Here is a 22,401-nt window from a genome sequence, read left to right as displayed (position 1 = left end):
GGCCCTTACCCTTGTCACTCGCCCCCCGCCCACTCCTCTCCGGAACGCGAGATTCATGACCGGCATCAGTGACGATGTACTGCTTGTCCACGGCGGCACCCCGCTCGAGGGCGAGATCCGAGTCCGCGGTGCGAAGAACCTCGTGCCCAAGGCCATGGTCGCCGCGCTGCTCGGCAGTGAACCCAGCCGGCTGCGCAACGTTCCCGACATCCGTGACGTCCGGGTCGTCCGCGGGCTGCTCCAGCTGCACGGGGTGACGGTCCGTCCCGGCGAGGAACCGGGTGAGCTGGTGCTCGACCCGACCCACGTCGAGAGCGCGAACGTCGCCGACATCGACGCCCACGCGGGCTCGTCGCGCATCCCGATCCTGTTCTGCGGTCCGCTGCTGCACCGCCTCGGCCACGCCTTCATCCCGGGCCTGGGCGGCTGCGACATCGGCGGCCGGCCGATCGACTTCCACTTCGACGTGCTCCGCCAGTTCGGCGCGACCATCGAGAAGCGCGAGGGCGGCCAGTACCTGGAGGCCCCGCAGCGGCTGCGCGGCTGCAAGATCCGCCTGCCCTACCCCTCGGTCGGCTCGACCGAGCAGGTGCTGCTGACGGCCGTGCTGGCCGAGGGCGTCACCGAGCTCAGCAACGCCGCCGTGGAGCCCGAGATCGAGGACCTGATCTGCGTCCTGCAGAAAATGGGCGCGATCATCTCCATGGACACCGACCGGACCATCCGGATCACCGGTGTCGAGCGTCTCGGCGGGTACAACCACAAGGCGCTCCCGGACCGCCTGGAGGCCGCCTCCTGGGCTTCCGCGGCCCTGGCCACCGGCGGCAACATCTACGTGCGCGGCGCCCAGCAGCGCTCGATGATGACCTTCCTGAACACGTACCGGAAGGTCGGCGGCGCCTTCGAGATCGACGACGACGGCATCCGCTTCTGGCACCCGGGCGGCCCGCTCAAGGCCATCGCGCTGGAGACGGACGTCCACCCCGGCTTCCAGACCGACTGGCAGCAGCCGCTGGTCGTGGCCCTGACGCAGGCCTCCGGCCTCTCGATCGTCCACGAGACGGTCTACGAGTCCCGGCTCGGCTTCACCTCGGCGCTCAACCAGATGGGTGCTCACATCCAGCTGTACCGCGAGTGCCTGGGCGGCAGCGCCTGCCGGTTCGGCCAGCGCAACTTCCTGCACTCGGCGGTCGTCTCCGGCCCCACCAAGCTGCAGGGCGCCGACCTGGTCATCCCCGACCTCCGCGGCGGCTTCTCGTACCTGATCGCGGCGTTGGCGGCCGAGGGCACCTCGCGCGTCCACGGCATCGACCTGATCAACCGCGGCTACGAGAACTTCATGGAGAAGCTCGTCGAGCTCGGCGCGAAGGTCGAACTCCCGGGCGGCGACCTCGTCTGACCCGGACGGTCCGACCCGGACGGTCCGACCCGGACGGTCCAGCCCGTACGGACGTGAGCCCCCCGGGCCCCGCAAGGGGCCAGGGGGGCTTTCCCGTGCCCGGCACGGGCCCTGACGGGGCCTCACCGGCACCCGGACCTCCGGAGGGGCGCGCAAGGGCCTGGAGGGGCGTGCAAGGGCCCGGGAAAGGCCGAAGGGCGGCCGCCCCCGTGCGGGGGCGGCCGCCCTGGGCCGTTCTGCGTACCACTGCCGTCCCGAGGGCCTGTGCGGCCCTCGGCACAAGGGCGTACTACTTGCCCTTGGCGGCTTCCTTGAGCTTGGAGCCCGCGGAGACCTTCACGCTGTAGCCGGCCGGGATCTGGATGGGGTCGCCGGTCTGCGGGTTGCGCGCGGTGCGAGCGGCACGGTGGGTGCGCTCGAAGGTCAGGAAGCCGGGGATGGTGACCTTCTCGTCGCCCTTGGCGACAATCTCGCCGACGGTCTCGGCGAGCGCGGCCAGAACGGCGTCGGCGTCCTTGCGGGTCACCTCGGCGCGCTCGGACAGAGCGGCCACCAGCTCACTGCGGTTCATGTTGTACTCCCGTGTTCAACTTGCCTTAGAGGCGTGAGATCGAAGCCGATGCTGCCAGGGCCCTAGGACAGTCCCCGGACCCGGGTCTGAACGTCAGACCCTCTCGCCCGGTTACGCATCCTGCCCCCACCAGCGGCGGGAAAGCCAATCCGGCACCCGCCGGGGTCACACGAAAAGCGCCACAGTCACGCCGCGGTGACGCTCCGTCCACACCCTTGCGCACTCGCAGACGCGGGACAGCGGAACCCGCGGGCATCCCCGCAACCCTAGAGGCGGCCCACCGGGCCCGCATCTCGCGACGCGCCGGGAGCGGCGGGCCGTGAGGGCCGTCACAGACGGCCCCCGGGCCCTTCGCCGGGCGGCCCGGCCGCCCGGCGGACTCAGGCGTTGGTGGCGGCCTTGCGGACCGCGCCCGCGACCGCGCCGGCGACCTTGTCGTTGAAGACCGACGGGATGATGTAGTTCGCGTTCAGCTCGTCCTGGCCGACGACGTCGGCGAGGGCGGTGGCGGCGGCCAGCATCATGTCGGTGTTGACCGTCCGGGACTGGGCGTCGAGCAGACCGCGGAAGACACCCGGGAAGACCAGCACGTTGTTGATCTGGTTCGGGAAGTCGGAGCGGCCGGTGGCGACGACGGCGGCGGTCTGGCGGGCGACCGCCGGGTCCACCTCCGGGTCCGGGTTCGCGAGCGCGAACACGATCGCGCCTTCCGCCATGGCCGCGACGTCCTCGCCGGAGAGCACGTTCGGGGCCGAGACGCCGATGAACACGTCGGCGCCGACCACGGCCTCCTTCAGGGTGCCCGTGTAGCCCTCGGGGTTGGTGTTGTCGGCGATCCAGCGCAGCGGGGAGTCGGGGGCCGCGTCGACGAGGTCGGGGCGGTCCGCGTGCACGACACCGTGGATGTCGGCGCTGACGGCGTTCTTGACGCCCGCCGCGAGGAGCAGCTTGAGGATGGCCGTACCGGCCGCGCCGGCGCCGGACATGACGACCTTGATGTCCCCAACTGCCTTGCCCACCACGCGAAGTGCGTTCGTCAGGGCGGCGAGGACCACGATGGCGGTGCCGTGCTGGTCGTCGTGGAAGACGGGGATGTCCAGGGCCTCGCGCAGCCGGGCCTCGATCTCGAAGCAGCGCGGCGCGGAGATGTCCTCCAGGTTGATGCCCGCGAAGCCGGGGGCGATGGCCTTGACGATGGAGACGATCTCGTCGGCGTCCTGCGTGTCGAGGCAGATCGGCCAGGCGTCGATGCCCGCGAAGCGCTTGAAGAGGGCGGCCTTGCCCTCCATGACGGGCAGCGCGGCCATCGGACCGATGTTGCCGAGGCCCAGCACGGCGGAGCCGTCCGTCACGACTGCGACGGAGTTGCGCTTGATGGTGAGGCGGCGCGCGTCCTCGGGGTTCTCGGCGATGGCCGTGCACACGCGGGCCACGCCCGGGGTGTAGATCATCGACAGGTCGTCACGGTTGCGGATGGGGTGCTTGGACGACATCTCGATCTTGCCGCCGAGGTGCATCAGGAAGGTTCGGTCGGAGACCTTGCCGAGGCTGACGCCCTCGATCCCCCGCAGCTTCTCGACGATCTCGTCGGCGTGCGCGGTGGAGGTGGCGGCGATGGTGACGTCGATCCGGAGCTTCTCGTGGCCGGAGGCCGTCACGTCGAGGCCGGTGACCGAACCGCCGGAGGACTCCACGGCGGTGGTGAGCTGGGAGACCGCGGTTCCGCTCGCGGGCACTTCCAGGCGGACCGTCATCGAATACGAGACGCTGGGCGCCGTTGCCATGGCCGTGTTTCCTCTTCTGTCCCTGGTTCGCTGTACACGCAGGGTCCCGCGCTGCACCAGCCCCGTGCGGTGACAGGTGCGGCAGGACCTGTTGTCCGATCGTCCCACCTACCAGCCGGTACAAGGTAACCAGCTACAAACTTCGGAAAGACTCTTCCACCATACGAGATAAAAGAGGGGGTCGGAATGGGGGGTCCATACAAAACAGGTCCGCGCCCTCCACTCGCGGAGGGCGCGGACCTGTTGATACATACGTCTATGACACCGACCCGCCATGCTCGCCTCGCGGCAAGTGGTCGCTCTAAGCGACGAAGGTTGGGCCCGGGGGCTTGGATCGAGTCGGTGCCGTACCCAGGCTAACAAAGGATCGCCCGATGTCATCCCCGGTGCGGAAGTCGGTTCAAAAGCACCACGCTCCTGGCCGCGGACCATACGGCCCTACGAACCGGCCCGCACCGCCGGGCCGAGGCCGGCCGAATCCAGCCCCGCCAGGGGGCACCTCCCAGCGGTGGCCGGGCCCGGCCCTGATCCGCCGGACACCCCCTAGCCCCGCTCCTGGCTCCGCAGGAGCGCCGGCACCCCGTCCGCGTCGGGCTCGTCCCGGTCCGCCGCCGAGACCACCGTCAGCTGCTGCGTCGCGCGCGTCAGCGCCACGTACAGCACCCGCAGGCCCGCCGCGGACTCCTCCGCGATCTCCGCCGGGGAGACGACCACCGTGGCGTCGTACTCCAGGCCCTTGGCCTCCAGGCTGCCCAGCGCCACCGCCCGCTCGCCGAGGTCCGCGAGCCAGCCCGCGGCCTCCGCGCGCCGGTCCATGGCCACGACCACGCCGACGGTGCCGTCCACCTGCTCCAGCAGCCGCCGCGTCTCCTCGCGGACCACGGCGCCCAGATCGCCCTCCGCGGCCGTGAAACGGGGCTCCAGGCCCGTGGAGCGCACCGCCGACGGCGGCTCCATCCCGGGCATCGCCAGCCGCAGCACCCGGGCGGCGACCTCGGCGACCTCCGCCGGGTTGCGGTAGTTGACCGTCAGCGTGAACCGCCGGCGCGGCCGGCTGCCCAGGGCCTCGTCACGGGCCGCCGCCGCCTCGTCCGGATCGGTCCACGAGGACTGCGCCGGGTCGCCCACCACCGTCCAGGTGCCGGTACGGCCCCGGCGGCCCACCATCCGCCACTGCATCGGCGTCAGGTCCTGGGCCTCGTCGACGATGACGTGCGCGTACTCGGTGCGCTCCGCCGCGAGCCGCTCGGCCCGCTCCCACTGGGTCTCCTCGCGGGTCGGCATCAGCTCCTCCAGCCCGCTGAGCTGGTCGAGCGGGTCCATCTCCCGCTTCCGCTTCGGCCGCGCGGGCGCGCCCAGCAGCTGCTGGAGCTCGTCGAGCAGCGCCACGTCGTGCACCGACAGCGGGCCCTTGCCGTCCGGGCCGACGCGGCGCAGCGAGCGGGCGAGCTGGCGGACCTCGCGGGGGTTCAGGTCCCGGCGCGACCAGCGGCCGAGCCGCCGCTCGTCGGCCATCGCGGCGAGGACGGTGCGCGGGGTCAGCTCCGGCCACCACGCGTTCAGGAACTCGATGAACACGTCCTCCGTCGAGATGTCCTCGTCGAAGGCGGAGCGCAGCTCGGCGGCCAGCTCCGGGTCGCTGTGCCGGCTCGCGCCGCCGGTCTTCGCGTACAGCGCGTCGAGCAGCAGCTTGCGGGCGCGCGGGCGCAGCAGGTTCACGGGCGCGCTGCCGCCGAGCACGTTCTGCCGGATCCGGTTCAGCTCGTCGGCCTCCAGCTCCTGGCGGCGGCCGAAGGCCACCACGCGCAGCCGGTCGGGGGCGTTGCCCATCTCGAGGGCTCCGCGCACCGCCTTGCGCAGCACCTTGAGCATGCGCGAGGAGCCCTTGATCCGGGCCACGGGCGGATCGTCGTACGTGCTCGCCTCCGCGCCGTCGACCAGCGAGCCGAGCGCCCGGATCGCGACCTGGCCCTCCTCGCCGAGCGAGGGCAGGACGCCCTCGGTGTACGCGACGAGCAGCGGGGTCGGCGAGACGATCAGGATGCCGCCGGAGTAGCGCCGCCGGTCCTGGTAGAGCAGGTACGCGGCACGGTGCAGGGCGACGGCGGTCTTGCCGGTGCCCGGGCCGCCCGCGACCTCGGCGACCGAGGCGGCGGGGGCGCGGATGACCAGGTCCTGCTCGGCCTGGATGGAGGAGACGATGTCCCGCATGGAGTGCGTACGGGCCCGGCCGAGCGCGGCCATGAGCGCGCCGTCGCCGATCGCGGGCAGCTCCCGGCCGTCGAGGGAGGCGGTGATCTCGGGGCGCATCAGGTCGTCCTCGACGCCCAGCACCTTGCGTCCCTTGGACCGGATCACGCGTCGGCGCACGACGCGCCCCGGGTCCTTCGGGGTGGAGCGGTAGAACGGCGCGGCGGCCGGCGCGCGCCAGTCGATGACCAGGGGCGAGTAGTCGGAGTCCAGGACTCCTATCCGGCCGATGTGCAGGGTCTCGGCGATCTCGGCGGTCAGGTCCTCGCGGATCGCGTCGTCGGCGGGCTCGATGGAGGTGTACGCGCCGTCCGGGCCGCGCTCCCCGTCCTTGCCGAGGACCAGGTCGATCCGCCCGAAGAGGAAGTCCTCGAACTCGCTGTTCAGCCGGTTCAGGTGGATACCGGCCCGGAAGACCTGCGCGTCCCGCTCGGCCAGGGCTCCGGGCGTACCCACCTGGCCGCGCTTGGCGGCGTCGTTCATGAGGAACTCGGCCTCGTGGATCTTCTCCTCAAGGCGCCGGTACACCTGGTCGAGATGCGTCTGCTCGACCGCGATCTCCCGATCGCGGACGGAATCCGCCGTGTTGTCGACAGCGGCATTCTGCGCGGCCACCAAGGCCCCCTTCTGACGTGCATGGGCGACCGTCAACCGTACGCGAACCGGCCCCCTGTCCGCACGCCCGTTCCGCAACGGGTCGGGGGCGGTTCGGGGGCGGGGGGTGTACGGGCCCCGGAGCGTGCGGGACTTTCACCCCCTCGGGCCCCCTCCCAGGGCGGGGTTCGCCCACCCGCCCCGGGAGGGGGGTGGGTGGGGGTGGCGGGGGTCGCGGGGTCCCGGCCGAGCGGAATCAGAGAGGCCTTGGGGGGTTCCCGGCTGTCCCATCGTCCTTCCGGTTCGGGCCGGTCCCTCAAGAGCGCTCCTTCGTCGCGTCGCTTCGCGATCGCCTTCGGCGACTCTTGACCGACCGTCCCGACCCGGAAAGACAAAGGACAGCCGGGAACCCCCCAAAAGGACGGGCCGGTCCGAGGACAAAACACGGCTGTGTCGACGATGCCCGACCCCGCTCCGGCCCCCACTCTCCCCCCGGGCCCTGCCAGGCCGCTCCCCGGACCGGTCGGGCGCAACAGATCGCTACGCGCTTCGCCCGTCTCGGCGTCTGCGACCCGTCTGGGGCTGGTCCGACGCCCCAGATCGCTACGCGCTTCGCCCTCACGGCGTCCGACGGCCGCCTGGGGCTGGTCATAGCGCGACAGATCGCTACGCGCTCCTCGATGACGGCGTCCGACCGTCACCTGGGGCTGATCACAGCCGGAGAGGGACGGCGGGAGCTGAAATCTTCACCTGAAGAGGCCGGTGGGAGGGTTGGAGTGGTGAATCCTCGGCCTATCCGAGCTGTATCCACCTCAAGACGAAGACCTCACCACAACCCCACCCCCAAATACTCCTAATCAGGGCAATTCGATCCCTCTTTTCGGTTGCTCTGCTGCCTGACGTGAGTACAGCTCGACATGGCCGCTGTTTGGGCCTGTTTCCGCCCGGGACGGCGGTCAGGCGCCGTCCCGGAGGAGCGCGTAGCGATCGTTGGCGGCTTGACCGGCCCCGGACGGCCGTCGGACGCCGTCAAGGAGGAGCGCGTAGCGATCTGTTGCGTCAGATCAGCCCCAGACGGGTCGCAGGCGCCGAGATCCGAGGAGCGCGTAGCGATTTGGTGCGCCTGTCGGGGGCTGAGGGTCTTGTGGTCGAGGTTCGGGGATGGGTGGCCGCCTGCCCGGTCCGGGGAGCGGGCTGGGAGGGCCCGAGGGGAGAGTGGGGGGCCGCAGCGGGGTCGGACATCGCTGACACGGCCGTCCTTGGAGTTGCGGACCGGCCCGTTCTTTTGGGGGTTTCCCGGCAGTCCTTGTCTTTCCGTGGCGGGACGGCCTGTCAAGGGCGGCCGAAGGCCGTCGCGCAGCGACGCGACGACGAAGGAGGAGCGCCCTTGACAGGCCGGCCCGACACGGAAGGACCATGGGACTGACGGGAAACCCCCAAGACCTCTCTGATTCCGCCCAGCCGAAGTCCCGCCACCACCCCCCACCCCGCCGCACAGAACGACCCCGCCCCGCTCCACCCCCCAGGGCCGTCCGGCCCCGCCCGCTACCCCCCGCCCGCGGCCAGGGCTCGGCGTCGGTGCCGGGCTACTCGCTCGCGGTTGCCGCACAGTTCGCTCGAGCACCAGCGGCGGCGGTGGCCCCGGGAGGTGTCCAGGTAGACCCGGGCGCAGCCGTCGCCCGCGCAGGCCCGCAGGAGTGCGAGGTCGCCGGGGTCGGTCAGCAGCTCCACGGCGTCGCGGGCAACGGCTGCGAGCAGCGCCCCGCATTCCACGCCGCCGCACAACTCCCGCACGAGGTGCCCGTCTTGATCGCGTACGGCACACAGTCCGGGGGGTGACCCGGCGGCCAGTGCGTTGACCCGCGCGAGGGCCGCCTCTCCAGCCTCCGCGCCTCCCTCTCCCGCGCCGCCCGCCTCCGGGCCGCCCGGCCCCGGCCCTCCCCGCTCCGCGCCCCGCCGCCCCGCTTCCGCCCCTCCGGGTTCGGTCCCGTCGAGCTCGGCCCGTACGAGGGCCTCCACGTCCCGGCGCAGGGCCTGGAAGGCCGCCACCCAGTCGGGGCCGACGCGTGCGAGCGGTGTCCGGTCGGGCACCAGACCGGCGCCGGCGAGCCATGTCCGCAGCGCTTCACCGTCCCGGATGCGCTCGGTGGCCACCAGGTCCAGGCAGACCCGCCCTGAGTCGAACCGCATGCCCGTCACCGCCTCGCGTCGTGGGGCGCCACACCAGATTGCCGCCCCGCGCGCACATGCGGAAGCCCCCGAACCGGTCCGTCCCGCGTGCGCGCGTTGCCGCCCGGCAAGACCCCGCACGAGGCCCCCGCGAAGCCCCCGCCGCGCTCCCCCGCTACGCCCCCGGCGGTTCGTCGTGCAGCAGCCGCTGGAAGAGGCGGTGGTCGCGCCAGACGCCGTTGACGTGGAGGTAGCGCGGTGCGAGGCCGTACTCCTCGAAGCCTGCCTTCTGCAGGACCCGCTGCGAGGCCGCGTTGTCGACGAGCGTCCCGGCCTCCACGCGGTGCAGCCCCACCTCGTCGCGGGCGACGCGGAGGACCTCGGCCAGGGCGGCCGACGCCAGCCCCTTCCCGTGCCAGGCCGTGTCGACCCAGTAGCCCACCCCGCCGCTGCACAGCGGTCCGAGCGCGATGGACCCCAGGTTGATCGCGCCGACGACCGCACCGCCGGCGGTGTCGACGAGCAGCCACGGGACCAGCCGGCCCCCGTCCCGGTCGGCGAGCATCCCTTCGATCCGGGCCTGCTGCCCGGCCTCCGTGTAGTAGACCTCCGGCCTGATCGGCTCGTACGCCTGCATGTACGCCCGGTTCCGCGCGAACGCCTCGGCCAGCGCGGCGGCGTCGGCGAACTCCAGGCCCCTCATCTCAACCCCGTTGAAGATCACGCGGGCACGCTAACCGACCCCGCGCGGCCGGAACAGCCCCATCGGCCGGCCCGCCGCCTAACCCACCCGCTCCTCCCCGTACTTGACCTCTCCGCCCGCGTCCAGCGACAGCCGGTACCCCCGCTTGACCACCGTCTGGATCAGTTTCGGCGCCCCCAGCGCCACGCGCAGCCGGGCCATCGCCGTCTCCACGGCGTGCTCGTCGCGGCCCGCCCCCGGCAGGGCGCGCAGCAGGTCGGCCCGGGACACCACCCACCCCGGCCGCCGCGCGAGCACCCGCAGCAGGGCCATCCCGGCCGGGGGTACGGGCCGCAGCTCCGCGTCGACCAGGACGGCGTGCCCGCGGATCTCCACCCGGTGCCCGGCCAGCGGCAGGACCTTCGCACGGCCCGGCAGCTCCTGGCAGAGCAGCTGGACCAGCGGGCCGAGCCGGAAGCGCTCCGGCTGCACGGTGTCCACCCCGGCCGCCTGCAGCGGCAGCGCGGTCACCGGTCCCACGCACGCGGACACGACCCCGCCCTGCAGCGTCTCCAGCAGGGATTCCCGTACGCCCCGCTCCTCGGCCCGGGACAGCAGCGAGGCGGCGGCCGGGGCGGAGGTGAAGCTGACCGCGTCGACGCCGCCGCCGATCACCGCGTCCAGCAGCCGGTCGAGCGGAGCCAGGTCCTCCGGGGCCATCCACCGGTACACGGGGACGACCACGACGTCGGCCCCGCCGGCCCGCAGCGCCTCGACGAAGCCGGGCAGCGGCTCCCCGTGCAGCTGGAGGGCGATCCGGCGCCCGGAGACCCCGGACGCCAGCATCCGTTCCAGTACCTCGGCGAGCGATTCCGAGTCCGGGGACCAGGTCTCCACGAGCCCGGCGGCGCGGATGGCGCCCTTGACCTTCGGTCCGCGCGCCAGCAGTTCGGCGGCCCGCAGCCGCTCGAGCAGTTCCTCGCCGATGCCCCATCCGTCGGCGGCCTCGATCCAGCCGCGGAAGCCGATGGCGGTGGTGGCGACCACGACGTCCGGCGCGCAGCCGATAAGTTCCTTGGTGGAGGCGAGCAGTTCGCTGTCGTCGGCGAGCGGCACGATCCGCAGCGCCGGTGCGTGCACCACGGCGGCCCCCCGCCTGCGCAGCAGGGCGATGAGCTCGTCCGCCCTCCGGGCGGCGGTGACGCCGACGGTGAAGCCCGCGAGGGGGCCGGTCTTGGTGTCGTCCATCGTGACCTGCCTTGCGACGCATGGGGGGCGGTACGGGTGGAACCGAGCCTGCCAACGTGGCGTGTCAGGCTCGGTTCACGCACATTTCACCCCGGTTACACGGACGTGAGCTGCGGCTTCGCCTCGGCCCCGGCTTCGGGGAGCACCGGGACGACGGGCCGTCGGAGGTATACCGCCCAGGTCACCGCGCAGCACGCTGCGTAGAAGCCGAGGAAGGTGACGAAGGCCGCCGTGCCGGACCCGGAGCTCAGGAAGGCCTCCCGGAAGACCAGGTTGATGCCGAGTCCGCCCAGTGCGCCGACGGCCCCGATCAGCCCCATGGAGGCCCCGGAGAGCCGTCGCCCGTAGGCGGCCGCGGCTTCGCCGCTCATGCCGCGCGCCAGTGCCTTGGCCTGGAAGATGCCCGGGATCATCTTGTACGTGGAGCCGTTGCCGAGCCCGCTCAGGACGAACAGGGCCACGAACCCGACGAGGAAGACGACGAGCGAGTGCCGCTGCGAGGCGAACACGACGACACCGGTGGCCGCCGCCATGGCCACGAACGTCCCCAGGGTGATCCGCGCCCCGCCGAAGCGGTCCGCGAGCGCGCCGCCCACCGGCCGGACCAGCGAGCCGAGCAGCGGCCCGATGAAGGTCAGCGAGGCGGCCTGGAGCGGGGTGCGGCCGAACTGGGTCTGGAGCACGAGCCCGAAGGCGAAGCTGTATCCGATGAAGGACCCGAACGTCCCGATGTACAGGAAGGCCATGATCCAGGTGTGCGCGTCCTTGACGGCCTCGCGGACCGCCCCGGTGTCGTTGCGCACGGGCGCCAGGTTGTCCATCCGTGCGGCCGCGAGCGCCGCCGCGAGCACGATCAGCGGGATGTAGGCGCCGAGCAGGATCCGCGGGTGCCCGGCCCCGGCGGTGGCGATGACCAGCAGTCCGGCCAGCTGCACCACGGGTACGCCGATGTTGCCGCCGCCGGCGTTGAGGCCGAGCGCCCAGCCCTTCTTGCGCAGCGGGAAGAAGGCGTTGATGTTCGTCATGGAGGAGGCGAAGTTGCCGCCGCCGACGCCGGTGAGCGCGGCCACCAGGAGGAAGGTGCCGTACGAGGTGCCGGGCTCCATGACGGCCAGTGCGGCCACCGTCGGGGCGAGCAGCAGCAGGGCGCTGAAGACCGTCCAGTTCCGGCCACCGAAGCGGGCGACCGCGAAGGTGTACGGGACCCGGACGAAGGCGCCCACGAAGGTGGCGGTGGCGATCAGGAAGAACTTCCCGGCCGGGTCGATCCCGTACTGGGGGCCCATGAAGAGGACCATCACGGACCAGAGCGACCAGATGGAGAACCCGATGTGCTCGGAGAGCACGGAGTAGACGAGGTTGCGGCGGGCTGTGCGCTCGCCGGTCTCCCTCCAGAAGGTCTCGTCCTCGGGGTCCCACTGATCGATCCAGCGGCCTCCCCTGCGCGGTGCGGTCGTACCGGTCATCACACGCCTCCACAGCTGTCGCGTCCGTGGTGACGACCGTAGGAAGGTCGCGTTTCGGCCCCGGTCCCCGCCGGATGACCGCCGGGAAACCTTGCTCTCACCCGCCGCCGGGGCGGGGTGTGAGCCGTGCGGGGCCCTTCGGGAGCCAGCTGCCGGGCGGGAGGTCCAGCCAGCCGCGGTCGGCCGCGAGGCCAGCGGCCGCGGCGCGCAGGGCGTCCAGTCCGGGATGGGTGAGGCCCCTGCGCCACACCATGGACAGGGGCGACAGCGGTACCGGGTCGGTCAGGGGCCGCTTCACGCAGCCCGGCATGTCGAGGAAGTCCACGGTCACCAGCACCGGGTTGCGGGTCTTGGCCATGATCCGGCGGAACTCGTCCTTGCCCATGGCCACCGGTGCGGGCGGCGCCGGCTCGATGCCGCGTCCGGCGAACAGCTCGCGGGCCAGGCCCGTCCACTCGGCGGTCCGCGGGTTCCCGGCGCCGGTGTACACGGTCTCCCCGGCCAGCGCGTCCAGCGGTACGGATTCCCCCGCGGCCAGCGGGTGCCCGTCGGGCAGCAGCACGGCGAGCGGCTCGTACCGTACGGGCATGGCCGCGAGCCCCGCCCGCAGCGCCGGGTCCAGACCGTCCGCGTACCCGAAGGCCACGTCGATCCGGCCCGCGGCGAGCTCGCCGGCGGCGTGGGTGAGCCCGCTCTCGAAGCGGGCCATGAGCTCGCAGTCCGGGGCGAGTTCGCGGGCCCGCTCGAGCACGGTCCTGGCGGTGGAGGGCCCGTCGGTGTTGAGGTCGACGAGGAGGGCGCGGGGTGCGGTGAAGGCGGCGGCCAGTTCCTCGTGCGCGGCGAGCACCCGCCGGGCCGGCCCCAGCAGCCGCTCCCCGTCGGGGGTCAGCTCGACGGCGCGGGTGGTGCGTACGAACAGGGTGGCGCCCAGGGTCCGTTCGAGCCGGCGGACGTCGCGGCTCAGTGCCTGCTGGGCGACGTACAGGCGGGCGGCGGCGCGAGTGAAGTGCAGCTCCTCGGCGACGGCGACGAACCCGCGCAGCAGGCGGGGTTCCACATCACGGGACATCACCCCCGGAGACTAACAACATGATGATGTGAATGGGTCCCGAACAGGTGTTGGACCGCGGGGGCCGCCCGGCGCGAGGCTCTTCCCATGCCCGCTACCACCACCACCGCCCGTTCCCCCCGCATGACCGTCACCGGCGCCACCCTCGTCATCGCCGCCCCCGCGCCGGCCCCGCTGCCGCCGCGGGCCCGGCTCCGGACCGGGCCGCGCGGTCCGTACGGCCGCCTGTTCGCCCTGCCCGGCACCCGCGCCTTCACCGCCGGGAACCTCCTCGCACGGCTCCCCATGGGCATGTTCGGGGTCAGCGCGGTCATGATGATCGCCGGGCAGCGCGGCTCGTACGCCCTCGCCGGTGCGGTCACCGCGACCGGCCTGGCCGCCACCGCGCTGGTCGCGCCCTGGACCGCACGGCTCGTCGACCGCCACGGGCAGGCCCGGATCGCGCTGCCGGCCACGCTGATCGCGGTCCTCGGCTCGCTCTCCCTGATCGTGTGCGTCCGTACCGGGGCCCCCGCCTGGACCCTCTTCGCCTCCTACGCCGCGACCGCGACCACCCCCAACATCGGCGGGCTGTCCCGCGCCCGCTGGACGCACCTGCTGCGCGGCTCCCCCGCTGCGCACCATACGGCGATGTCGTTCGAACAGGCCGCCGACGAGCTGTCCTTCATGCTCGGCCCGGTCCTGGCGGCCCTGCTCTGCACCTCCGTCTTCCCCGAGGCGGGCACCCTCACCGGGGCGGCCCTGCTCCTGACCGGCATGCTGCTCTTCGTCTCCCAGCGCTCCACGGAGCCCCCGGTGACGGCGGCCCCCCGGCTCGGCTCCCCGCTGCGCGCCCTGGCCCCGCTGCTGCTGCTCTTCACGAGCCTCGGCCTGCTCTTCGGCTCGCTGGAGGTGTCCTCCATCGCCCATCTCGAACAGCGGGGGCTGGGCGCGGCCTCCGGGCTGGTGCTGGCCCTCCAGGCGGCGGGCTCCTGCGCGGCCGGCCTGCTCTACGGCACCCTGCGCCCGCGCTCGCTGCGGGTCTGCGTGGCCGTCCTGGCCGCGACGGCGGCGCTGCCGTGGGCGGCGGCGAACAGCGGCTCGCTGCCCGCCCTTTGCGCCGCCCTGCTCCTCGCCGGGATGGCCACGGCCCCGACGATGGTCACCGCGATGTCCCGGGTCCACGCGCTCACGCCCGAGGGCCGCCTGAACGAGGGCATGACCCTCGCCGTCACCGCCATTTTCGCCGGGATCGCGGCGGGTTCGGCCTGTGCGGGTCTGGCGGTCGACCACGCCGGTCCGGCGACGGCGTACCTGCTGCCCGCGGCGGCCGCGCTGGCGGCCCTGGCGACCGCGGCGACCGCGGCGACGGGGCGGGCGAAGAATCATATTTGATCCGGCGGCCGGGTGATCGTGCCCGCGTGGTACTCACCGGCGCCGCTCATGATCCGCAATAACTGGGATGTCTTCCCCCAACGCCCTTCCCTGTGCGGAGGAACACCCCTTGCTGTCTGCTTCCCGCTCCGTTTCCTCGGCCCTGATCGTCGCGGCCGTCACCGCGACCGCTCTGGTGCCGGCCGTTCCGGCCCTGGCCGACTCGTCGAACATCCGGTTCTCCCAGCCGTACCTCCCCTCGATCGCCCCCGGCAAGACGGGCCGCGTCGTGATCGCGGCCCTCGGCGGGTCCCAACCGGCCCTGAGCAGCACCTTCCGGATCACCGCTCCGGAACGGACGACCTTCCCCGAGGCCCGCTTCTACTGGGACGGCAAGCGCGCCGCGACCGCGTGCACGCGGTCCGCCGACGCCCGCCAGCTGACCTGCAACGCGGGCACCCGGGCCGGCTTCCGCTTCCCGGCGAAGGCACAGACCCAGCTCGGCGTGGCCCTGCGGGTGGACAAGAACGCCCCGGAGGGCACGACGCTGGGCGGCGGCGAGTGGGCGACGGGCACGGAGGCCCCGGCCCTGTTCGCCGTCTCCACCCCGGTGAGGGGCCCGAAGGGCGACAAGGGGGACAAGGGCGACGACGGCCACCACGGGCACGACGGAAAGCCCGGCCACGACGGCCACCACGGCAAGCCCGGCAAGCCCGGCCCGCAGGGACCGACCGGCCCCCAGGGACCGCAGGGCGACACGGGCCCCCAGGGCCCGACGGGTGACACCGGCCCGACCGGACCGACGGGCGAGACCGGGCCCCAGGGCCCGACGGGCGACACCGGCCCCACCGGACCGACGGGCGAGACCGGCCCCCAGGGACCGACGGGCGAGACCGGCCCCCAGGGCCCGACGGGCGACACCGGCCCGACCGGCCCGTCCGGCGGCCCCCAGGGCCCGACGGGTGACACCGGCCCGCAGGGCCCGACCGGCGACACCGGTCCGCAGGGACCGTCCGGCCCGACGGGACCCGAGGGCCCGAAGGGCGACACCGGTCCGACGGGGCCCACCGGCCCGACGGGACCCACCGGCCCCAAGGGCGACCACGGCAAGCCCGGCCACTGCAAGAAGTGCGGCGGCCACCACGACGACAAGCCCAAGCCGCCCCACCACGGCAACAAGCCCCCGAAGCCCTCGCACAAGCCGCAGGCCCGCATCGTCAAGCCGGGCCACAGCCTGGGCGTCCGCTCCGGCCCCGGCACCCAGTACGCGAAGACCGGCAAGGTCGACAACGGCGCCGTGGTCTACCTGCAGTGCAAGGTCAACGGCCAGAAGGTCGACGGCAATTCAGTCTGGTACAAGCTCGCCGACGGCTCCGGCTGGATCGCGGCCCGCTACGCCCAGAACCTGAACAAGGTCCCGTACTGCTCCTGACGCCCCACCGCGCATGACGAAGGCCCCGCAGTCCGGAGACTGCGGGGCCTTCGCAGAGTTGTACGACTTTCCGGTACGAGTCCCGTACCGTAAACTTGTACAACTCAGAGAGGAGCGGCCATGTCCATCAGCGCCAGCGAAGCCAGGGCGACCCTGTTTCCCCTGATCGAACGTGTCAACACCGACCACGCCCCGGTACGGATCACCTCGAAGAGCGGCGACGCCGTCCTCATGTCCGCCGACGATTACGACTCCTGGCAGGAGACTGTCTACCTGCTGCGCTCCCCTGCCAACGCCCAGCGGCTGATGGAGGCCGTTGCGCGCGACCGTGAGGGCTCGTCCACGGTCGCCAAGACCATGGACGAGCTGAGGGAGCTGTCCGGGGGCGAGGAGTGAGGAGCGTTCACTTCGACTCCGCCGCCTGGGAGGACTTCCTTTTCTGGCTCGCGTCCGACCGGAAGATGGCTCGCCGAATCACCCGCCTGATCGGCGAGATCCAACGTGACCCGTTCACCGGGATCGGCAAGCCCGAGCCACTGAAGGGCGAGCTGTCCGGCTACTGGTCTCGCCGCATCGACGACGAGCACCGCCTCGTCTACCGGGCCGACGACAAGGAAGTGAAGATCCTCAAGGCCCGCTACCACTACTGACATGACGAAGGCCCCGCAGTCCGGAGACTGCGGGGCCTTCGCCCACATGGGATGAGTGGAGATGGCGGGAATCGAACCCGCGTCCAACGGTGCAGAAGCAGGGCTTCTCCGAGCGCATTCCGCTGCGCTTTTCTCGGCCCCGGAGATCACACGGACAAGTCTCCGACGGGCTCAGTCACTGTTTGGTTTCCCCCTGACCCCCGTGACCGGGGTTAGAGGTTTAGATCCCTAATTGACGCCAGGATCCGGACCGGGACCACTTCCGGGCTGACGCTCCTCACAGAGGCTTCAGCTCACTGTTATTAGGCAGCGAGGGTGAAGCGGGAGTTATCGCTCTTGGAGTTGGCGATTATTTTTTGCGACAGGTGGTTTACGAGATCATTGCCGCTTCCTCGGCTCGCTTCCCCTGCATCGACATCCGCTGTCGAAACCGATCATCCCCATGTTGACCACTATTGAATTAGATACTGCTCAAAGCGCTCCGCCCCCGAGGGGGTGGTGCTGCCGCCATGGTACGCGAAGTGGACCACCGTGTGCCAGGAGGTTAAACCGTGCCCCGCTGCTTGCGGCGGATCGCCGAGATCGTGCGCTGGGTCTCGCGGGTGTCCTGCTTCTCGCGGAGCGTCTGGCGCTTGTCGTACTCCTTCTTGCCCTTCGCCAGCGCGATCTCCACCTTCGCCCGGCCGTCCTTGAAGTACAGGGACAGCGGCACGACCGTGTGACCGGCCTCCTCCGCCTTGCGCGCCAGCTTGTCGATCTCCTCGCGGTGCATGAGGAGCTTGCGCTTGCGGCGGGCGCTGTGGTTGGTCCAGGTGCCCTGGCTGTACTCCGGCACGTGGACGTTGTAGAGCCACGCCTCGTTGCTCTCCACCGACACGAAGCCGTCGACCAGCGAGGCCCGGCCCTGGCGCAGGGACTTGACCTCGGTGCCCGTGAGCACGAGACCGCACTCGTAGGTGTCGAGGATCGCGTAGTCGTGCCGCGCCTTCTTGTTCTGGGCGATCAGCTTGCGCCCTTTTTCCTTAGCCATAGTGCGGTCATTTTCGCACTAAGGACCCACCCCGAGGCCACCCAATACCGCGACCGCCCGCTCCTCGGCCCGCTCGCCCGCCGCCACGTCGGGCGTGATCCCGGTGCCGTCCAGGCTGCGGCCGCCCGGCGTGCGGTACGTACCGACCGTCAGTTCGGCCACCGAACCGTCGGGGAGCTCCGTCGGCATCTGGACGGAGCCCTTGCCGAAGGTGCGGCTGCCCACCGCCACGGCCCGGCCGCGGTCCTGGAGGGCGCCCGTGACCAGTTCGGCCGCGCTCATGGTGCCGCCGTCGACGAGGGCGACCAGCGGGCGCGCCGTGTCCCCGCCCGGGGACGCGTAGAGGGCGCGCTGCTCCCCCCGTACGTCGTACGTGGCCACGAGGCCGCCGTCCAGGAAGGCGGAGGCGGCCGTCACCGCCTCGGTGACCAGCCCGCCCGGGTTGCCGCGCAGGTCGAGCAGGACTCCGCCGCCGGCCGGGGCGGCGGACACCGCGGCCTTGACCCGGTCCCCGGCGCCGCGGGTGAAGGAGGCCACCTTGATGACCGTGATGCCGCCCGGGAGCTGCCGTACGGTCACCGGCTCGGTCCGCAGCTGCTCGCGGCGGACGGTCTCGGTGAGGTCCGCGCCGTCGCGGCTCAGGTTCAGTACGACGGGGGTGCCGGCCTCGCCGCGCAGCAGGGTGATCACGTCGTCGACGGCCAGGCCGGTCACGGCGTGCCCGTCGACGCTCAGCAGCCGGTCCCCGGCGCGCAGCCCGGCCCGGGCGGCGGGGCTGTCGGGCTGGACCTTGTCGACCTGGATCCGGCCGTCGCGGGCCCGCTGGGCCCAGAGCCCGACGCCGGTCCAGCTGCCGTCGAGGCCCTCGGTGAAGGCCGCGTACTCGCCCCGGTCGTAGACGGTGCCCCAGCGGTCGCCGCTGCGGCTGACCACCTCCTGGGCGGCCTTCTTGCCGGACTTGCCCTCGGCGACGGCCTCGGCGACGGCGCGGGCCACGGCCTCGCGGTCGGCGGTGCCCGTCGTGCGGGGCGGCTCGGCCTCCACCACGAGTGCGGCGGCGGAGTCCTCCCCGCGGTCCCAGCAGCCCGTGCCCGCGGCTGCGCTGACGGACGCGAGGAAGACCAACGTCAAGACGGCCCCGCGACGCAGGTCGCGGGGCCGGAGACTGGAGGCGGGAATACTCGGCAAGCCCAGCATGGCGCCGAGTCTAGGACAAGCCCCGCCGCGGTACGGGTGGTTGCCCGGACCGCTCGCGGGGCGCTTGTCACACCTTCAGGTACTTGCGCAGGGCCACGAAGGCCGCCATGGAGGGCATCAGCAGGCCGATGAAGAGGACGTACGGGAGCTTGCCGAGCACCGAGGACCAGCCCATGAAGTCGATCAGCTGGATCTTGTCGCGCAGGCCCACGCCGTGGTCGATCACGAAGTACTGGCCTGAGACGAGCATGGCGCACGCGAAGAGCGCGCCGATGAGCCCGGCGACGGCGGCCTCCATGATGAAGGGCACCTGGATGTAGAAGCTGGACGCGCCGACCAGCCGCATGATCCCGGTCTCCCGCCTCCGGCTGAAGGCGGAGACGCGCACGGTGTTGACGATCAGCAGCAGCGCCACGATCAGCATGATCAGCATGATGGCGAGCGCGGCGATGTTGAGGTAGTTCAGGATCCGGAAGAGGTCGTCGATGGCCTGGCGCTGGTCGTCGACGGTGTGGATGCCGTCGCGGCCCACGAAGGCGGAGGTGACGACCTTGTACTTCTCCGGGTCCTTCAGCTTGACCCGGAAGGACTCCTGCATCTGGTCCGGGGTGATGGAGGAGGCGAGGGGCGTGTTGCCGAACCGCTCCTGGTAGTGCTTGTAGGCCTCGTCCGCCGATTCGTAGGCGACGGACTTCACCAGCGACATCTGCTTGAGCTCGGCCTCGATCTGCTTCTTCTGGTCGTCGGTGACCGCGCCCTTGGCGCACGTGGCGACGCCCGAGGCGGCCGCCGGCGAACCGTCGGTCTTCTTGGCCGCGGCCTCGCTCGCCTCCTGGGCGTCCTGCTTGTTGCACAGGTAGAGCGTGACGTTGGCCTTGTCGTACCAGTAGCCCTTCATCTTGCTCACCTGCTCGCGCATGAGCAGGGAGCCGCCGAAGAGGGCCAGCGAAAGGGCCACGGAGATGATGACCGCGAAGGTCATGGTGAGATTGCGGCGGAGACCGACGCCGATCTCCGACATGACGAACTGGGCGCGCATGACGTCTCAAGGGCCTTTCAGTGCTGGTAGCCGTAGACGCCGCGCGACTGGTCGCGTACGAGTCGGCCCTGTTCGAGTTCGATGACGCGCTTGCGCATCTGGTCCACGATCTGCTGGTCGTGCGTGGCCATGATCACGGTGGTGCCGGTCCGGTTGATCCGGTCCAGCAGCTTCATGATCCCGACCGAGGTCTGGGGGTCGAGGTTGCCGGTGGGCTCGTCCGCGATGAGGAGGGCCGGCCGGTTGACGAAGGCGCGGGCGATGGCCACGCGCTGCTGCTCACCGCCGGAGAGCTCGCCGGGCATCCGGTCCTCCTTGCCGCCGAGGCCCACGAGCTCCAGGACCTGCGGGACGGCCTTGCGGATCTCGCCCCTCGGCTTGCCGATGACCTCCTGGGCGAAGGCGACGTTCTCGGCCACCGTCTTGTTGGGGAGCAGGCGGAAGTCCTGGAAGACGGTCCCCAGCTGGCGCCGCATCTGCGGGACCTTCCAGTTGGAGAGCTTGGCGAGGTCCTTGCCCAGGACGTGCACCTGGCCGTGGCTCGCCCGCTCCTCTCGCAGGATCAGCCGCAGGAAGGTGGACTTGCCGGAGCCGGAGGAGCCGACCAGGAAGACGAACTCGCCCTTCGCGATGTCGAGGGAGACTTCTCTGAGTGCGGGACGGCTCTGCTTCGGGTAGGACTTGGAGACACTGTCGAATCGGATCACGGGTGCACCACGGTCGCCGGGAGTAGGTGTGCGTGACCATACGCGAACGGGCGCGAGGTGTGGACCCGGCAACCGGAGTTGCCCCATATGTCCCCGGGTCCGGGGGGTCTGTGACCGTGATTGCCCGGACGGGCCGCGCCGAATGTCGTCGAAGCTGGCACAGTGGTAGGGGGAACGCAGTGGTTCCTCGTGCCGTTGTACACGAGTAAGAGGACCAAGAGGACGAGAGGAGGAGCGCATGACATATGACCGGCTCGTGTGCGCGAACTGCGCCGCACCCGTCAGCCAGGGCCGCTGCCCGGTGTGCCGGGCGAACAGGGAGCGCCTCCAGCAGCAGGAAGGCCCCTTCTCCGGCCTGAATCCCGCGACGCTCATCGTGCTCATGGTGATCCTCGTGGCGGCGCTCGTACTGGTGGCCCAGCAGACCGCGTAGCCGTGGCGATCACGCACGTGCCGTGAACCGTGTGGACACAGTGCACACAGACGGAAGGGCCCGGACACTGGTGTCCGGGCCCTTCCGTCTGTCTGTTCAGGGGTTACGCGGTCTGCTCCTGCTGCTTGCGCCAGCGGATGCCGGCCTCGAGGAAGCCGTCGATCTCGCCGTCGAGGACCGCCTGCGGGTTGCCGACCTCGAACTCCGTCCGCAGGTCCTTGACCATCTGGTACGGGTGCAGGACGTAGGAGCGCATCTGGTTGCCCCAGGAGCTGCCGCCGTCCTTGAGGGCGTCCATCTTGGCCTGCTCCTCCTGGCGGCGCCGCTCGAGCAGCTTGGCCTGGAGGACGTTCATGGCGCTGGCCTTGTTCTGGATCTGCGAGCGCTCGTTCTGGCAGGAGACGACGATGCCGGTCGGGATGTGCGTGATGCGCACCGCCGAGTCGGTCGTGTTGACGCCCTGGCCGCCGGGGCCGGAGGCACGGTAGACGTCGACGCGCAGCTCGGTCTCGTCGATCTCGACGTGGTCGCTGGTCTCGACGACCGGGAGCACCTCGACGCCCGCGAAGGAGGTCTGGCGGCGGCCCTGGTTGTCGAAGGGCGAGATGCGCACGAGGCGGTGGGTGCCCTGCTCGACGGAGAGGGTGCCGTAGGCGTACGGGGCCTTGACGACGAAGGTGGTCGACTTGATGCCGGCCTCTTCCGCGTACGAGGTCTCGTAGATCTCGGTCGAGTAGCCGTGCCGCTCGGCCCAGCGCAGGTACATGCGCTGGAGGCGCTCGGCGAAGTCGGAGGCGTCGACGCCACCGGCCTCGGCGCGGATGTTGACCAGGGCCTCGCGCTCGGCGTACTCGCCGGAGAGCAGGGTCCGGACCTCCATCTCGTCCAGCGCCTTGCGCACGGAGACCAGCTCGGCCTCGGCCTCGGCGAGGGTGTCCGCGTCGTCCATCTCCTGGGCGAGCTCGAACAGCACCGCGAGGTCGTCGATGCGCCCGCGCAGGGTCTCGGTCTTGCGGACCTCCGCCTGGAGGTGCGAAAGCTTGCTCGTGATCTTCTGGGCGGCCTCCGGGTCGTCCCACAGGGACGGCGCGGCGGCCTGCTCCTCGAGCACGGCGATATCTGCCCTCAGCTTGTCGAGGTCCAGGACGGCCTCGATCGACCCCATGGTCGAGGAGAGGGACTTCAGCTCTTCGGAAACATCGACGACTGCCACGGGTCCAGCGTAGCCGGTCCTCGGAGGAGGCCGTCCGGGCAGGCCGAATCACCCGTACCGACGGCGGGTCGCACGGGCGTACGCTCAGCGTATGACCGTTCTCCTCGTCAAGCGC

The 22,401-nt window shown here is 71.6% G+C and carries 19 protein-coding genes and 1 other RNA gene; 6 read left to right on the top strand and 14 right to left on the bottom strand.

Going from position 1 to position 22,401, the window contains the following annotated elements:
- The first annotated feature begins 55 nt into the window (after positions 1–55).
- Positions 56–1,399 (top strand): UDP-N-acetylglucosamine 1-carboxyvinyltransferase, encoded by a 1,344-nt coding sequence (gene murA, locus ACIGFK_RS28620; protein ID WP_376660974.1) that lies wholly within the window; start codon positions 56–58, stop codon positions 1,397–1,399.
- A 289-nt stretch (positions 1,400–1,688) separates the two neighbouring features.
- Here the strand turns inward: murA and ACIGFK_RS28615 are convergent, their stop codons facing one another.
- The 8 genes from ACIGFK_RS28615 to ACIGFK_RS28580 all read right to left on the bottom strand — a co-directional run bounded on the left by ACIGFK_RS28615 (position 1,689) and on the right by ACIGFK_RS28580 (position 13,232).
- A complete protein-coding gene (locus tag ACIGFK_RS28615) occupies positions 1,689–1,970 on the bottom strand; it encodes an HU family DNA-binding protein (protein WP_007264399.1) in 282 nt (93 codons plus the stop codon).
- A gap of 380 nt (positions 1,971–2,350) precedes the next feature.
- Positions 2,351–3,754, bottom strand: a complete 1,404-nt coding sequence (locus ACIGFK_RS28610) for an NAD-dependent malic enzyme (protein WP_376662456.1) — start codon at positions 3,752–3,754, stop codon at positions 2,351–2,353.
- Between the two features lie 543 nt (positions 3,755–4,297).
- On the bottom strand, positions 4,298–6,619 hold the full coding sequence (locus tag ACIGFK_RS28605) for a HelD family protein (protein WP_386467747.1): 2,322 nt from the start codon (positions 6,617–6,619) through the stop codon (positions 4,298–4,300).
- A 1,524-nt stretch (positions 6,620–8,143) separates the two neighbouring features.
- Positions 8,144–8,788 (bottom strand): CGNR zinc finger domain-containing protein, encoded by a 645-nt coding sequence (locus ACIGFK_RS28600; RefSeq protein WP_376661823.1) that lies wholly within the window; start codon positions 8,786–8,788, stop codon positions 8,144–8,146.
- A 154-nt stretch (positions 8,789–8,942) separates the two neighbouring features.
- Positions 8,943–9,470 carry a GNAT family N-acetyltransferase gene (locus ACIGFK_RS28595; protein WP_376661831.1) on the bottom strand — a complete coding sequence of 176 codons (528 nt, stop codon included), beginning with the start codon at positions 9,468–9,470 and terminating at the stop codon, positions 8,943–8,945.
- 78 nt (positions 9,471–9,548) lie between these two features.
- On the bottom strand, positions 9,549–10,697 hold the full coding sequence (locus ACIGFK_RS28590; RefSeq protein WP_376661824.1) for a uroporphyrinogen-III synthase: 1,149 nt from the start codon (positions 10,695–10,697) through the stop codon (positions 9,549–9,551).
- Between the two features lie 95 nt (positions 10,698–10,792).
- A complete protein-coding gene (locus ACIGFK_RS28585) occupies positions 10,793–12,163 on the bottom strand; it encodes a nitrate/nitrite transporter (RefSeq protein WP_376661825.1) in 1,371 nt (456 codons plus the stop codon).
- A 97-nt stretch (positions 12,164–12,260) separates the two neighbouring features.
- A complete protein-coding gene (locus tag ACIGFK_RS28580; protein ID WP_376661826.1) occupies positions 12,261–13,232 on the bottom strand; it encodes a LysR family transcriptional regulator in 972 nt (323 codons plus the stop codon).
- 87 nt (positions 13,233–13,319) lie between these two features.
- Here ACIGFK_RS28580 and ACIGFK_RS28575 point away from each other — a divergent pair, with 87 nt between their 5' ends.
- The 4 genes from ACIGFK_RS28575 to ACIGFK_RS28560 all read left to right on the top strand — a co-directional run bounded on the left by ACIGFK_RS28575 (position 13,320) and on the right by ACIGFK_RS28560 (position 16,667).
- Positions 13,320–14,606: an MFS transporter gene (locus tag ACIGFK_RS28575; protein WP_376661827.1), complete on the top strand. Its 1,287-nt coding sequence runs from the start codon at positions 13,320–13,322 to the stop codon at positions 14,604–14,606.
- Positions 14,607–14,715: 109 nt separating this feature from the next.
- Positions 14,716–16,017, top strand: a complete 1,302-nt coding sequence (locus ACIGFK_RS28570) for an SH3 domain-containing protein (RefSeq protein ID WP_400054118.1) — start codon at positions 14,716–14,718, stop codon at positions 16,015–16,017.
- Between the two features lie 120 nt (positions 16,018–16,137).
- Positions 16,138–16,413: a type II toxin-antitoxin system Phd/YefM family antitoxin gene (locus ACIGFK_RS28565; protein WP_376661829.1), complete on the top strand. Its 276-nt coding sequence runs from the start codon at positions 16,138–16,140 to the stop codon at positions 16,411–16,413.
- Positions 16,410–16,667 carry a Txe/YoeB family addiction module toxin gene (locus ACIGFK_RS28560; RefSeq protein ID WP_376661830.1) on the top strand — a complete coding sequence of 86 codons (258 nt, stop codon included), beginning with the start codon at positions 16,410–16,412 and terminating at the stop codon, positions 16,665–16,667. The genes ACIGFK_RS28565 and ACIGFK_RS28560 overlap by 4 nt, the downstream gene beginning before the upstream one ends.
- Positions 16,668–16,720: 53 nt before the next feature.
- On the opposite strand, the gene ssrA is transcribed toward ACIGFK_RS28560, so the two are convergent.
- The 5 genes from ssrA to ftsE form a co-directional block, all read right to left on the bottom strand.
- Positions 16,721–17,109: a transfer-messenger RNA gene (gene ssrA, locus ACIGFK_RS28555) on the bottom strand.
- A 102-nt stretch (positions 17,110–17,211) separates the two neighbouring features.
- Positions 17,212–17,697 (bottom strand): SsrA-binding protein SmpB, encoded by a 486-nt coding sequence (gene smpB / locus ACIGFK_RS28550; RefSeq protein WP_376662476.1) that lies wholly within the window; start codon positions 17,695–17,697, stop codon positions 17,212–17,214.
- An 18-nt stretch (positions 17,698–17,715) separates the two neighbouring features.
- Positions 17,716–18,894 carry a S41 family peptidase gene (locus ACIGFK_RS28545; protein WP_386471262.1) on the bottom strand — a complete coding sequence of 393 codons (1,179 nt, stop codon included), beginning with the start codon at positions 18,892–18,894 and terminating at the stop codon, positions 17,716–17,718.
- 67 nt (positions 18,895–18,961) lie between these two features.
- Entirely contained in the window at positions 18,962–19,933 is a 972-nt protein-coding gene (gene ftsX, locus ACIGFK_RS28540) for a permease-like cell division protein FtsX (protein WP_386471265.1), read from the bottom strand.
- Positions 19,934–19,950: 17 nt separating this feature from the next.
- The gene (gene ftsE, locus ACIGFK_RS28535) at positions 19,951–20,640 is read right to left on the bottom strand and encodes a cell division ATP-binding protein FtsE (protein ID WP_030771648.1); all 690 of its coding nucleotides are present in this window, start codon (positions 20,638–20,640) and stop codon (positions 19,951–19,953) included.
- 238 nt (positions 20,641–20,878) lie between these two features.
- Here ftsE and ACIGFK_RS28530 point away from each other — a divergent pair, with 238 nt between their 5' ends.
- Positions 20,879–21,073: a hypothetical protein gene (locus ACIGFK_RS28530; RefSeq protein ID WP_329384927.1), complete on the top strand. Its 195-nt coding sequence runs from the start codon at positions 20,879–20,881 to the stop codon at positions 21,071–21,073.
- Between the two features lie 103 nt (positions 21,074–21,176).
- Here ACIGFK_RS28530 and prfB read toward each other — a convergent pair whose 3' ends face one another.
- Positions 21,177–22,286 (bottom strand): peptide chain release factor 2, encoded by a 1,110-nt coding sequence (gene prfB / locus ACIGFK_RS28525; RefSeq protein WP_376662260.1) that lies wholly within the window; start codon positions 22,284–22,286, stop codon positions 21,177–21,179.
- Between the last annotated feature and the right edge of the window lie 115 nt (positions 22,287–22,401).

It is taken from the genome of Streptomyces sp. NPDC085524 (genome assembly GCF_044541755.1).
In the GTDB taxonomy this organism is placed as follows: domain Bacteria; phylum Actinomycetota; class Actinomycetes; order Streptomycetales; family Streptomycetaceae; genus Streptomyces.
This window is presented reverse-complemented; position numbering and strand designations above follow the sequence as displayed.

Bases quoted from the DNA above. Each gene is read 5' to 3' on its own strand.
- murA (WP_376660974.1), top strand. From the start codon at position 56: ATGACCGGCATCAGTGACGATGTACTGCTTGTCCACGGCGGCACCCCG.
- ACIGFK_RS28615 (WP_007264399.1), bottom strand. From the start codon at position 1,970: ATGAACCGCAGTGAGCTGGTGGCCGCTCTGTCCGAGCGCGCCGAGGTG.
- ACIGFK_RS28610 (WP_376662456.1), bottom strand. From the start codon at position 3,754: ATGGCAACGGCGCCCAGCGTCTCGTATTCGATGACGGTCCGCCTGGAA.
- ACIGFK_RS28600 (WP_376661823.1), bottom strand. From the start codon at position 8,788: ATGCGGTTCGACTCAGGGCGGGTCTGCCTGGACCTGGTGGCCACCGAG.
- ACIGFK_RS28595 (WP_376661831.1), bottom strand. From the start codon at position 9,470: ATGAGGGGCCTGGAGTTCGCCGACGCCGCCGCGCTGGCCGAGGCGTTC.
- ACIGFK_RS28590 (WP_376661824.1), bottom strand. From the start codon at position 10,697: ATGGACGACACCAAGACCGGCCCCCTCGCGGGCTTCACCGTCGGCGTC.
- ACIGFK_RS28585 (WP_376661825.1), bottom strand. From the start codon at position 12,163: ATGACCGGTACGACCGCACCGCGCAGGGGAGGCCGCTGGATCGATCAG.
- ACIGFK_RS28580 (WP_376661826.1), bottom strand. From the start codon at position 13,232: ATGTCCCGTGATGTGGAACCCCGCCTGCTGCGCGGGTTCGTCGCCGTC.
- ACIGFK_RS28575 (WP_376661827.1), top strand. From the start codon at position 13,320: ATGCCCGCTACCACCACCACCGCCCGTTCCCCCCGCATGACCGTCACC.
- ACIGFK_RS28565 (WP_376661829.1), top strand. From the start codon at position 16,138: ATGTCCATCAGCGCCAGCGAAGCCAGGGCGACCCTGTTTCCCCTGATC.
- smpB (WP_376662476.1), bottom strand. From the start codon at position 17,697: ATGGCTAAGGAAAAAGGGCGCAAGCTGATCGCCCAGAACAAGAAGGCG.
- ACIGFK_RS28545 (WP_386471262.1), bottom strand. From the start codon at position 18,894: ATGCTGGGCTTGCCGAGTATTCCCGCCTCCAGTCTCCGGCCCCGCGAC.
- ftsX (WP_386471265.1), bottom strand. From the start codon at position 19,933: ATGCGCGCCCAGTTCGTCATGTCGGAGATCGGCGTCGGTCTCCGCCGC.
- ACIGFK_RS28530 (WP_329384927.1), top strand. From the start codon at position 20,879: ATGACATATGACCGGCTCGTGTGCGCGAACTGCGCCGCACCCGTCAGC.